The sequence below is a fragment of the Patescibacteria group bacterium genome, from assembly GCA_004297735.1.
GTDB lineage: Bacteria > Patescibacteriota > Saccharimonadia > UBA4664 > SCTI01 > SCTI01.
Map to the genome: position 1 here is coordinate 59740 of SCTI01000002.1, position 12379 is coordinate 72118.

A 12379-nucleotide genomic window follows, 5' to 3' on the forward strand; every position below is an offset into this window, starting at 1 on the left:
GTTTCGGACCGGGCCCGACGCCTTCCCTTTGCAGAGAAAGTGTCGGAACCCAGCCCGTGTCTGCCCTCGGCCGTCAACCGAAGGCTAGATGTAGATCACTATCCTTTCCACCCCTGGTCGTGATCAAAATACCAAGGGATAACCTCGCCGACGGGATGCCGGCAAGACTGCTGCGACGGACGACCTAGCTGCAGCCGGCGGTGCTGCCACAGCTATTGCAGACGGGGCAAGGCCCACCCTTGCGAACCATCAAGCCACCGCAATCGGAACAGATGCCCGCCACGGACAGGCCGAGGTAGGTAAGCGGCTGCTCCGCAGGCGAATCCGGCTTGCTACCGTCACCGGTTGTCGAAACAGCAAGCTCCTGCTGAGCTGCCTCCGCGTACTCGACCGGAGTCGACCCACCGGCATCCTCAGCCATCTTGCGCTTGCGCACCTCAGGCGTCAAGATGCCGAGCTCCTCCTGGACATCCGTATCCAGGAAGCGGCTGGCCAGCCAGCGCATGATGTAGTCCGGCAGACTCTTGGCGAACGGGATCTCGATGTTCTCGGTGATCCCTTCCGGCTCGAATCGCACGAAGCTGAACTTCTCCACCAGCGTCTCAAGCGGCACCCCGTACTGGAGCGCGATCGAGATCGCCGTGGCGAAGGAGTTCATCATGCCCTTGAGCGCTGAGCCTTCCTTGCCGAGACCGTTGATGAAGATCTCTCCCATCGTCCCGTCCTCGTACATACCGGCCACAATGTAGCCTTCGTGACCTCCGAGGACGAACTTGTGAGTGATCGACTTGCGCTCCCGCGGCATCCTCCGGCGAGCCGGTGTGCCGCGAGCGATCTCGACGAGGATCAGGGTGATCATCTCCGACTCGTCCGCCGTCAGGACCTTGCGGTCACCAATGAGGGACTCGTAGAGATCGCCGACTGCCTTGAGTGTGGGCACGCCCTTGATCAGGGCATGCTCGAACACCTCGCACAAGGCCTCGACCGCCGCGCGCTGGATCGGCTCGCCGAGCTCAACGCCCGACTCGCCCTTACCCATCTGCGCGTCCGTGCGCAGCGCCTGGGCGGTCTTGGACCCATCGCGGTAGATGGCCAGAGCCTTGACGCCGAGGCGCCAGGCCTGGGTGTACGCGTCAGCGATGTCCTCGACGGTGGTCTCCTGCGGCATGTTGACCGTCTTGGAGATCGCACCGCTGATGAACGGCTGAACCGCACCCATCATCTTGATGTGGCCCATGTGGCTGATCGCCCGCTCGCCGACCGCGACATCGAACACCGGCAGGTGCTTCGGGTCGAGACCCGGAGCGCCGATGATCGTGCCGTGCTCGGTGATGTACTCCTCGATGACCTCGATCTTCTGGTCGTTGTACCCGAGGGTACGCAGAGCCAGCGGAACCGTCCGGTTAGGGATGGTCATCTGACCGCCACCAACCAGCTCCTTGAACTTGACCAGCGAGAAGTCCGGCTCGACGCCGGTGGTGTCGCAGTCCATCAGGAACGAGATCGTCCCCGTCGGTGCGAGCACCGTGGCCTGCGCGTTGCGGTAGCCGTGCTGCTCGCCGAGCGTGACCGCCTGATGCCAGGCAAGGCGCGCCTCGGCCAGCAGATCCATGTCACGAATGTGACCATCCGGGATCTGCTGTGCGGCGTCATGGTGCATCCGCATCACCTTGTTGTGCGGCTCGCGGTTATCGGCGTACCTGTCGTACGGACCGATGGCCGCCGCGATCTTGGCCGACTGAGCGTAAGCCCGACCGGTCATGAGCGCGGTGATGGCCGCCGCCGTTGCCCGACCCTTGTCGGAGTCGTACGGCATGCCGTTGGCCATCAGGTAGGCACCGAGGTTGGCGTACCCCAGGCCGAGCTGACGGAACGCTCGCGCGTTATCACCGATCTCCTCCGTCGGGTAGGACGAAGGGCCAACGATGATCTCCTGCGCCAGGAACACGATGTCCACCGCTTGCTTGAAGCGCTCGGTGTCGAACGTGCCATCCTCACGCCGGAACTTCATCAGGTTCAGCGAGGCCAGGTTGCAGGCCGAGTCATCGACATGCATGTACTCGCTGCACGGGTTCGAGGCGTTGATGCGCCCCGAGTTCGGATCGGTGTGCCACTGGTTGATGGTGGTGTCGTACTGCACGCCAGGGTCGGCACAGCGCCAGGCCGCCTCCGCGATGTCTCGCATCAGGTCCCGAGCCGGAATCGGATCGCCGACCGGATCCCCGGTCTTGCGAGCGATCAGGTGCCAGTCCTCGTCGTTCTCGACCGCCTGCATGAACTCGTCCGACACGCGGACCGAGTTGTTGGCGTTCTGGTACTGAACGTGCCTGAAGCCGCGACCGTCGATGGACATGTCGAAGCCCTTTTCCTGCAGAGCCCCGGCCACCTCTTCGGCCTCGACCTTACACCAGATGAACTCCCGGATGTCCGGGTGGTCCACGTCCAGCACTACCATCTTGGCCGCCCGACGTGTCTTGCCGCCGGACTTGATGGTGCCGGCCCAGGAGTCGGCGCCACGCATGAACGACACCGGTCCGCTGGCCGTGCCGCCCTTGCTCAGCGGCTCCATCGAACCGCGGATCGCCGACAGGTTGATGCCGGAACCGGAGCCGCCGCGGAAGATCTTACCCTCCCGCGTGTTCCAGTCCAGGATCGAATCCATCGTGTCCTCGACACTCAGGATGAAGCAGGCCGAGCACTGCGGGTTCTCTTCGAACCCGACGTTGAACCAGACCGGGCTGTTGAAAGCCGCCGCCTGGTCCAGCAGCAGGAAGAGCAGCTCGTCGTAGAAGATCGAGGCCGGGTGATCGGGCTCCTGCTCACGCAGAACCTCGATCTTCCCCCGCCCAGGACCGAAGTAGCCCCTGGCCATACCCCACTGGGTGATGGTCTTGGCAACCCGGCCGGTCATCTGCCTGACCGAGCGCTCACGCGTCGGTGAGCCCAGCTGTCCGCGGAAGTACTTCTGCGCCACGATGTTGGTGGCGTTCTGGCTCCACAACTTCGGGAACTCGACGTCCTTCTGCTCGAACGCGACCTTGTCGCCGTGACCGATGCGCGCGTCACGGGTCTCCCAGTCGACGGTGTCGAACGGGTGCACGCCCTCCTTGGTGAAGTAGCGCGTGATCTTGAGAGGCTTGCTAGCTACGCCGTTATGGGGCGCCGCCAGCGTCTGCTGACCTTCGGTTTCGGTCGATGCCATTGAGCATCTTCCCCTTTCTGCCTACAGGCAGTCGTTGATAGGCTGCCTGGCGGCAGTACTACGTAGTTGGCTTGTCAAAGACCTTTCGGATACAAACGTACTGTTAGATACCCGTGAGATGGCTGCGCGAAGCAGCTACCACACGGACCCCCAACTATCTTTTTAATGGACGGCGCTTTAGTCTAGCCAGTTCGGCTTCAAACGACTCCACATCGGTAAAGGAGCGATACACGCTAGCAAAGCGGACATAAGCCACGTCATCAAGCTCCAGCAAGTGATCCATGGCCAGCTCGCCAATTCGCTCCACCGACACCTCCGGCTCCCCCAGCGAACGAAGTTCACGCTCAATCTGGTTGATGGTTTCCTCAAGCTGCGAAGCGGCAACCGGACGCTTTTCGCAAGCCCGGTACAGCCCGCCAGCCAGCTTTTGACGATCAAATGGCTCACGGCGGCCGTCCTTCTTTATAATGGTCAGTCGAGGCTGTTCGGTTCGTTCGTAGGTGGTAAAACGAAAGCTACACTTTAGACACTGACGCCGACGGCGGATTTGAGCGCCGTCCTCTAAGTCGCGCGACTCAATCACCTTAGAATCTAAGTAACCACAATCTGGGCATCTCATACCGAAACAGTCTCCCCTACACCGATTTAAAATGAGCGATTAACACCACCCTTGGTGTATTATTCTTGTGCTTACTCCATATCTAGCGTAAGCACTATCTACTATAACGCTTGTGCTCCTATGGATGTCAATCTTGATTTTAGGTATAAATGTTAGGTAAATAATTTTGACCTAGGTTCACTTCGCGTGAACCAGGTCCACAGTCTAGTGCTTGCGGCGGCGGATGAAGGCCGGTACATCCAGGTCGTCATCGCTAACTCGACCGGTAACCGCGCCGGCGGCTCGCTGGATTAGCGAACGAGCACCCTTTTTAGCAGGCTCGGGCGAAGCGCTGGGCTTGGCGGTCTTTTTTGGCTCATCATTAAATAGATCGTGGTCGTCATCGTCGTGATCAGCTGGGGTGGCCTCGTCTTCCGGCTCAATTGAGCTAACGGTGGGCTGAGGTTTCTTGGCAAACAGGTCATCTTCATCAGCCGTGCTGTCGGCCGAATCGATCGAAGCTGAGCTGGTTTGTTCATCAATAAAAGGCTTGGCGGCAAACCGATGGGCCACCGGCTGTGGTTCTGGCTCCGGCTCATCAACCTTAATATCGATGGCGGTGTCATTATGAGACAACGCTGCTACTTCGGCTTGAATTGCCTGACGGAAAGCCGGAGCCTGGTTAACATCAAAGGTTGAGCGAGGCAGTGGGCCATCGCCATCAAACCCGGTTGCTACCACCGTAATTTTAATGTGGTCATCCATACTCTCATCTAGCACCGCTCCAAAAATAATGTTGGCGCCAGGATCAACCGCTTCGGTAATCACCTTGGCGGCCTCATCAATCTCGTGCATGCTCATGTTGCGACCACCGGTAATGTTGAACAGAACTCCCTTGGCGCCTTCAACATTAACCTCAAGTAGCGGCGAGTCAATCGCCTGGCGGGCAGCCTGGGTCGCGCGGTTGTCACCCTTACCCACACCAATACCCATTAAGGCTGAGCCGGCGTTTTGCATAATCGACTTAACGTCAGCAAAGTCCAGGTTAATCAAGCCGTGGACGGTTATAAGATCCGAGATGCCCTGCACACCCTGCTGCAACACATCATCCACCACCTTAAAGGCTTCTAGTAGTGAGGTTTTGCGATCAACCATATCAAGCAAACGGTCGTTGGGAATGGTAATCAAGGTATCAACGTGGTCCTTGAGCTCCTCAATTCCCTGTTCGGCCTGGGTGGCGCGGCGCTCACCTTCAAAGGCAAAAGGCTTGGTAACAATACCAATTACTAGCGCGCCACTCTTGCGAGCCGCGGCCGCCACCAAAGGAGCCGCACCGGTACCGGTGCCGCCGCCCTCACCCGCGGTAATAAAGACCATGTCGGTATCGCGCAAGGAGTTGGCGATCTCTTGTTCGCTCTCTTCGGCGGCCTTGCGACCAATGGCTGGGTCGGCACCGGCGCCCAGACCCCGAGTTAAATCTTGGCCAATATGAATCTTTTGGCCGGCTCGTGAATGATGCAACGACTGCGCATCGGTATTAATTGCCACAAACTCGACACCTTGAACCTTTGAATCAATCATGCGCTCAACCGCGGCTGTGCCACCGCCGCCAACGCCGCAGACCTTAATTCGCGCAAAGGTTTGTATCTCGGGGAGAACCTCAGCCATCTTGAATCATATCTCCTTCAACTATCCTTACCACAATACCTCCGGACCCTACCGGCATAATGTGCAGTGTAGCCAAATCACGGTTTGAATGCAAATTTTTTGTTCACTTAAGATGGCTAATTTTTAGCGTACACAATTTGTGTTCAAACTAGGGCAGAAGGTTGCGGAGCGTCTGGCGCAAGCGGGTAACCGTCTGACCAATCCGGGCGTTGGTGCGATCGGCGGGAACTCCGGCGTGCATGTTTTCGAACATAAGGCCGACCGGAGCGGCAAAGGCTGGATCGTGAACCTTATCAATTAAGCCGGTTAAGCCGGATGGCTGGCCAATAATTGCGGGTAGCTTAAGGGCATCTTTGGCAAACTCATCGATACCAGGCATCTTAGCGCCGCCACCGGTTAGCACCACGCCTCCTGGTAGCATGCCGGCCTTACCAACGTTACGAAACTCCTGCTGAACCATATGAAAGATCTCTTCTAGTCTGGCCTGCACTATGTCGTGCAGATCGCGCTTAGATATAATGCCACCGCCATCGCCACCCAGTTCATCGATCCGAACCTTTTCGGTTGAGCTAATTCGGCCTGGGTTGGCCTTAACGTACTTGAGTTTAACCTTTTCGGCCACCTCAACATCGGTGCGCAGCCCAATCGCAATGTCGTTGGTAATGTGTCCACTACCAACCGGCAAAATACTAGAATAAAGAATCTCGCCCTCCTCATAGACCGCTATGCCGGTGGTACCACCGCCAATATCGATAACCGCCGCCCCCAACTCCATCTGCTTTTTGGTTAGAACCGCCCGGGCAGCCGCTACCGGCACCAACGACTGTCCTTCAATATCGATACCGGCCTGATACACGCTACGCTGCAAGTTTTTAATAGCCGGGGTGGCTCCGGTAACAATGTGGGTTTCGACCTCAAGGCGAACGCCGTTCATCCCCACCGGATCTTTAATGTTGGTTTGACCGTCCAGACTAAATGAACGAGGGAACATTTGAATAATTTCTCGGTTGGGTGGTAACTGAATGGCGCTGGCGGCCTCTTCGGCGCGACGAACATCCTCTATGGTGATCTCCTGGTCGGCTCGGCCAACCGCAATCACCCCGGTTGAGTTCTGGCTGAGGACATGGGCGCCATCGATGTTAATGGTGGCGCGATCAATTGGTACGCCGCTAATGCGCTCAGCCTCATCAACCGCCGCCGTAATTGACGATACGGTTTCCTCAATATCTATCACCTCGCCGCGGCGCAGACCCTCAGCCGGAGCCACTCCAACCCCAATAACACTCGGGTTAACCGCCTCGGCTTCGAGCAGGCCAACAATGCAGCACACTTTGGTGCTACCAATATCGAGACCAATGTAAATGTTGTCTTGGCTGCGAGCTGCCACCGGGAAACCGCTCCTTCGCTTTACCTACTGTTTAGTATACCGCTTATGCTAACCTGGGGGCAAGCCAGGGCCCATCAGGGCGAATCGGACAATAGCTGAAACTCTGCTTAGTATAACAGAATTATGACTGCGTGAGGATTTGAGCGCCCTGCTCGGTGATAACAACGGTGTGCTCAAACTGAGCCGACAGGCTGCCATCGGCGGTACGAATGGTCCAACCATCGCCATCAAGCACAATGTCGGCCGAACCGAGCGTTGCCATGGGCTCGATGGCGATAACCATGCCCGGCTGCAGCTCTGGGCCACGACCGGCCTTACCCTGATTCGGCACCTGCGGCTCCTCCCATAGCTCATAGCCAACCCCGTGGCCAACCAACTCGGTGATAATACCTAGTTTATGCTGGCGTAAAACCTGCTCGATAGCGGCCGATATGTCACCAACTTGGGCTCCGGGTTGAGCGGCGGCAATCCCGGCTGCCAGAGCCCGCTGGGTACCTTCTAGTAGACGTTTGGCAGCGGCTTCAGGGCGACCAACCGCCACGGTGATGGCGCCATCGGTAATTCTGCCCTTATAGCGCACGCCATAATCTAAGCCCACAATGTCACCGTCCATTAGTGGAATGTCGTTCGGGATGCCGTGGACCACCGCATCGTTGACCGAAATACAGATCGGATCCGGAAATCCCTGATGCCCCTTAAAGGCGGCCTCGACTCCATGGCGCTTGGTTTCATCGGCCGCTAGTTGTGACAGCTGTCGCGGGGTGGCTCCTGGCTGAGCGGCCGCCGCAACCGCCTTTAGCACCTGGTCCAAAACCGCTCCCCCCTGACGCAGTCGCTCAATATCGTCGGCGGTTTTAAGCGAGATGTTCGGCATGTAGCACCTCTAAAATACGTTGTTGCACCACCGCCGGCTCGGCGTCAGCGTCGACCTCGCGCAGCAGTCCCTGCTGGCGACACAACTCAATGGTTGGCAACGTGTCGCGCTCGTACTCGGCCCATCGCACCTTAATGGTTTCGGGCTGATCATCATGTCGCCCACGTTTAGCCAAGCGCTGCTCAACCTGTTCGCGCGACAGTTTAAGCAAGATTACCAGGTTGAGCTTACGGCCTAGCGCCGGCAAGTCTTCGTTTAAATGATGCACCTCTCCAGGCTTGCGTGGTGAGCCATCAAGTACGATACCCGTGTCCGCTGGCAGCTGACGCAGCTTTTCCAGCAACACCTTGTGCACGTAAGGTGACGGCACCAAATGACCGGCGTTCAGCGCCGCCACCACCGCCGGGTCGATACCGGGCTCCTTGATGTGCTCACGCAGGATGCTGCCGGTCGAAACCGCCTGCCACCCGAGCTCTTCGGCCAATATCCTGGCCTGAACCGACTTACCGGAGCCAATCGGCCCCATAATAGCTACGACAGGGGCCATATAAACCCCGTTAGGTACGGCCCAAACACCGCCACCCCAATGGCGGCCGCACCGACCGCCGCCACCAGCACCGCGCCAGCGGCAATGTCCTTAATAATTCGAACCTGCTGGTTGTGGTTGGGCTCAATTAAGTCCAGGATCTTTTCGATGGCGGTGTTAACCACCTCCGACACAAACACGATAATAATGGCAAAAAAGATTGCCGCTAGCTCGGCGTTAGACACATTTAGAGCCACCGCTAGTAGTAGCGCTAACACCGCTATAACCAGGTGAAAACGAGCGTTTCGCTCAACCCGCACCACATGCACCAATCCGCTAAAGGCGGTACGGAGGCTGCGTAAAAATCCGATTACTGATTCCATTTAAAGTCCCTGTATCTTAGGTTTGAGTCGACCATCACTCGCTGCTGAATCGCCTCCATCTGCTGCTGGCCTTCTGGGGTTGAATGGTCGTAACCGGCAGCATGTAACAATCCGTGCAGCGCTAGCAGTCCCACCTCATCGACCACCTCAATTTGGGCCTGTTCGGCCTGACGAGCGGCGGTCTCGGTACTTATAACCACGTCGGCGATGGTTGGATCGTCGTTTTCAACCGGCTGATATGGGAAGGTTAGCACATCGGTGGCATAAGCATTACCGGTATACTGTGTATTTAACTCGGTTATCTGAGCATCGTCAACCAGCAGCAGGTTCACCATGCCGTCTGGCAACTCAACCTGGTCATCATTGTCGACGGCAGCGGCGATCGCCTGAACCGCGGTGGCCAGCTCGGTCGGCCAATCACCCACCAACTGAATCGTCATTATTGCAGCTTGGCTCGTACCGCTGCCGATACGGCCGCTCCGTCGGTACGACCGCTAGCGCGTTTGACCACCTCGCCAATCACCTGGCCCATCTGGGCCGGGCCACTTGGCTTGAGCTCGCTTATCACCTGGCTGACAAGATCGTCTAGCTCAGACTGGCTCAGCTGCTGCGGCAGGTAGCCCTCAATAATTGCAAGCTCCTGCTGCTCGGAGTCAGCCAGGTCGTCTCGGCCCCCAGCGCGATACTGGTCAATGGAGTCACGGCGCTGCTTGGCCTCACGCTGCAACACCTTAAGTGCCTCCGGCTCACCCAGATCATGTCCAAGTTTGATTTTTTCATTAATAAAGGCGGTTTTAATTAAACGTAAAACCTGCACGCGATCGGCCTGCTGCTCCTTAAGAGCAGCGGTTAGATCCTGGTTGATGGTATCGATGAGCGACATCTGATCCCTATCTTAAAGTTGATAATTAGCGATAGAGGGCTTGCTTGGCTTTGTTGGCCTTGCGAGCAGCCTTGCGGATAGCAATTTCGCGTTGAGCCCGCTTGGTTAGCGGCTTCTCAAACTGACGCTTGCGCCGAGCCACACCCAACACACCTGATTGCTGCACCTTCTTGTTAAAGCGGCGGATCAGGTTTTCGAGTGATTCTCGTTCATCTTTGCGATTTACTTGCAGCACGTGCTGTCACCTTCTTTCTTGGTTGATGATTGCTTATTTTGCCTTGAGCAACTTGAGTATTGTATCTGATTCTTATCTGTTGCGCAAGAGCGGGTCCGACCTAGCAAGAGGTCGGACCCTTTGCTAGGTCGGACCTCTTTAAGGCGCCATCAGATGGAGGTGTAGGTGATCCACCTCCTGCCCACCTTTGCGCCCTACGTTGATAGCAACCCGGTAGGCGCCGGTCACTCCCTGCTCCGCCGCCACCTGTCGAGTGGCCTCCAGCAGGCTTCCAGATAGCTCCGGAGTAGCCTCATCAAGACTGTTAACGTGGTCTTTCGGCACAATCAAGATGTGAACCCGCTCTTTAGGGTGGATATCTTTAAAGGCCGCAAACTCATCATTCTGCCAGATCAGCCCATCTGGACTGTTAGCCAGCTTACAAAATAGGCAGTCTGGAAGGGTTTGCGTATCGCTCATACCCCCACTCTACCATATTTGAGATGTCCCAAAGCAAAGGAAAACCCCGTCCGAAGACGGGGTCCTTTCGTCCCGGCAGATGCCAGGGCGAGGCGATGAGGCTACCTGAAGTTGCCCGGGAGACGGAAGGTGCCTCCGTGGACACCTCCACAGGTGGGCCAAGGGTCAATCTGGACCCCAGCTCCGCATGCAGAGGGCTGCTCTCCAGGAACAAGGGTTCGAGTTGGCGGCGGGCTGCCCCGACGACGTCGAGCCTTGGTCCTCACTACTGAGGTACTGCCGTTACCTGCCAAGTTGATCATCTCCTTATGGATCAACAGGTGGGGATCAGGTTGCTTTTATAGTACTCCTAAGCATAAGCATATACAAGGTGGAAATAGGTTGAGAAATAATAGCTTACAGACCCTAAACGTACTTCGAGGCCGTCATCTGGGAGTGATGACGGCCTCGTTAAGAGACCCAGGTAGTTCAGGCGCGGTTGAGCGAGCGCTCGAGGCGGCGCGCCTTCCCGTAATGGCCGTTGGCGCGCAGATGCTTGATCTTGCGCTTCAGGTCCAGCTCGTCCAGCTTGGTCTCGTAGAAGACCTTGAGCGAGTTCAGCGCACCGGTCAGGAGATCGTGGAGCACACCGGCAAAGGTGCGGTTCTTGATCTGCGCCAACGCTGAGCAGTAGGCCTTTTCGAGAGCCTCACGTCCCTGCCCCAGCCGGTAGCTGAAGTACAGGCCGTGCTGCACCAGGGTGAGCTTGTTCTGAAGCACTGCTTCGTTCATCTGAGAATACACCTCATGGGAGTAGATGTCGGATGGCGTCCGTGCCAGATGGCCATATCTGATCCTTCAGATATGGGTACTGCTTTATCGAGCGTACGCCCGGTGCCGGCGATTTTGCATCACCCTGAGTCCACGCAAGAACCTGGCATGCACCGCCGGATGGGGGCGCTTCCGGGTATCTGGCTTGAACCGAGCACGTTTTTGCTTCATGCGACTCCTACGGGTAGCGCTTGAACGGCAGCAGCAACTGCAGGTAACCAACCAGGTAGAACCGGTCGATCACGCGGTTGCCGGTCTGGCCAGGCTTGGTGGGCTTGTACACCAGACGGAAAAAGCGGAGAAACGCCTCCATGGCTTCGCTCCCGGGTAGTGGTTTGGGGTACTACACCTTTTGGCCTGAATTCGACCTTAGGGTTATCTAACCTGATTTATAGCAAATTTACAGATAAATGTCAATTCTGCCTAGATGGTTTTGACGTTTTTGCTAATTAAACATCTAAATAGATCTGAATTGGCTTTTTTGGCTTTCTTAAGCCAAAGTTTGTTGTTTTCTGAGTGTAATATAAGCATTAAAACTATTGACAAAATGGCCATTTGTTGGTATTATGTCTCCCGATAGCTTAAAAGTCGTGCCAATCCGGTACGCTTTTTTGTTATCAGGGCACCTTTTAAACGTCAGCTTTAGTAATAAAGCCGATATAGGTTCGCTCCTGAAGTGCGATAGCAAGATGTACTTCAAATGGGAGAAAGGATCACTTCTTACCCCCATGTATAACCTGCATACGCTGGTACTGCTTGTAGCAATGCTAGCCAACCCGGTCCGAATTGCCGCCGCTTTGCCGATTGCTCTTTCGACCGCTCCCGAGGTTAACGCCTCATCCCCTACTACCGCACCTGTACAAAAGATTACCTTTACCACCCAGGCCGCTCAGCCGGTAACCATCCCGGCTACTCCTCAGCCCAACATTGAGACTGAGGTGATTGAGCCCCTACGTCAGGCCCAGGCCGCTAAGGCCGAGGCCGAGGCCAAGGCTGCTGCGATTGCAGCTGCCAAGGAGGCTCAGGCTAAGGTTGCCGCTAAGGCCACTTCTGCCGCTACCACCGAGGCCGCTCCGGCTGCCACCGGTGACGCCTGGTACAAGCTCCGCTTGTGTGAGTCTGGTAACGATTACACCAAGAACACCGGTAACGGTTATTACGGTGCATACCAGTACAACATTGGTACCTGGAACAACTATGGTGGCTTTGCCCGTCCGGACCTCGCTCCGGCCGCGGTACAGGACGCCAAGGCCCAGGCTGACTACGCCCGTCGTGGATTCAGCCCATGGCCTGCCTGTTCCAAGCGCCTCTAAACTAAAAACCGCCCTCTCGTAGGGCGGTTTTTAGTTTGGTA

The 12379-nt window shown here is 56.9% G+C and carries 13 protein-coding genes; 1 reads left to right on the forward strand and 12 read right to left on the reverse strand.

Annotated elements, in window-relative coordinates; translation table 11 throughout:
• Positions 1 to 184 precede the first annotated feature (184 nt).
• The 12 genes from EPO04_01925 to EPO04_01980 all read right to left on the reverse strand — a co-directional run bounded on the left by EPO04_01925 (position 185) and on the right by EPO04_01980 (position 10986).
• Complete coding sequence (locus tag EPO04_01925) at positions 185 to 3202, reverse strand: vitamin B12-dependent ribonucleotide reductase (GenBank protein ID TAK88854.1); 3018 nt, start codon at positions 3200 to 3202, stop codon at positions 185 to 187.
• 154 nt (positions 3203 to 3356) lie between these two features.
• Entirely contained in the window at positions 3357 to 3821 is a 465-nt protein-coding gene (gene nrdR / locus EPO04_01930; protein TAK88855.1) for a transcriptional repressor NrdR, read from the reverse strand.
• Positions 3822 to 4025: 204 nt separating this feature from the next.
• Positions 4026 to 5468, reverse strand: a complete 1443-nt coding sequence (gene ftsZ, locus EPO04_01935) for a cell division protein FtsZ (protein TAK88856.1) — start codon at positions 5466 to 5468, stop codon at positions 4026 to 4028.
• Positions 5469 to 5616: 148 nt separating this feature from the next.
• The gene (ftsA, locus tag EPO04_01940; GenBank protein TAK88857.1) at positions 5617 to 6855 is read right to left on the reverse strand and encodes a cell division protein FtsA; all 1239 of its coding nucleotides are present in this window, start codon (positions 6853 to 6855) and stop codon (positions 5617 to 5619) included.
• A 121-nt stretch (positions 6856 to 6976) separates the two neighbouring features.
• A complete protein-coding gene (gene map / locus EPO04_01945) occupies positions 6977 to 7729 on the reverse strand; it encodes a type I methionyl aminopeptidase (GenBank protein TAK88858.1) in 753 nt (250 codons plus the stop codon).
• The gene (locus EPO04_01950; protein TAK88859.1) at positions 7710 to 8276 is read right to left on the reverse strand and encodes a nucleoside monophosphate kinase; all 567 of its coding nucleotides are present in this window, start codon (positions 8274 to 8276) and stop codon (positions 7710 to 7712) included. Before EPO04_01950 ends, map begins: the two co-directional genes overlap by 20 nt.
• Positions 8261 to 8638, reverse strand: a complete 378-nt coding sequence (locus tag EPO04_01955; GenBank protein ID TAK88860.1) for a diacylglycerol kinase family protein — start codon at positions 8636 to 8638, stop codon at positions 8261 to 8263. The genes EPO04_01950 and EPO04_01955 overlap by 16 nt, the downstream gene beginning before the upstream one ends.
• On the reverse strand, positions 8626 to 9078 hold the full coding sequence (gene ybeY, locus EPO04_01960; GenBank protein TAK88861.1) for an rRNA maturation RNase YbeY: 453 nt from the start codon (positions 9076 to 9078) through the stop codon (positions 8626 to 8628). Before ybeY ends, EPO04_01955 begins: the two co-directional genes overlap by 13 nt.
• On the reverse strand, positions 9078 to 9521 hold the full coding sequence (locus tag EPO04_01965; GenBank protein ID TAK88862.1) for a GatB/YqeY domain-containing protein: 444 nt from the start codon (positions 9519 to 9521) through the stop codon (positions 9078 to 9080). Before EPO04_01965 ends, ybeY begins: the two co-directional genes overlap by 1 nt.
• Before the next feature lie 25 nt (positions 9522 to 9546).
• Entirely contained in the window at positions 9547 to 9756 is a 210-nt protein-coding gene (rpsU, locus tag EPO04_01970; protein ID TAK88863.1) for a 30S ribosomal protein S21, read from the reverse strand.
• A 138-nt stretch (positions 9757 to 9894) separates the two neighbouring features.
• A complete protein-coding gene (locus EPO04_01975) occupies positions 9895 to 10215 on the reverse strand; it encodes an HIT domain-containing protein (protein ID TAK88864.1) in 321 nt (106 codons plus the stop codon).
• 468 nt (positions 10216 to 10683) lie between these two features.
• Positions 10684 to 10986, reverse strand: a complete 303-nt coding sequence (locus tag EPO04_01980) for a hypothetical protein (GenBank protein ID TAK88865.1) — start codon at positions 10984 to 10986, stop codon at positions 10684 to 10686.
• Between the two features lie 803 nt (positions 10987 to 11789).
• On the opposite strand from EPO04_01980, the gene EPO04_01985 reads away from it, so the two are divergent.
• Positions 11790 to 12338 (forward strand): hypothetical protein, encoded by a 549-nt coding sequence (locus tag EPO04_01985; GenBank protein TAK89287.1) that lies wholly within the window; start codon positions 11790 to 11792, stop codon positions 12336 to 12338.
• Positions 12339 to 12379: the final 41 nt, after the last annotated feature.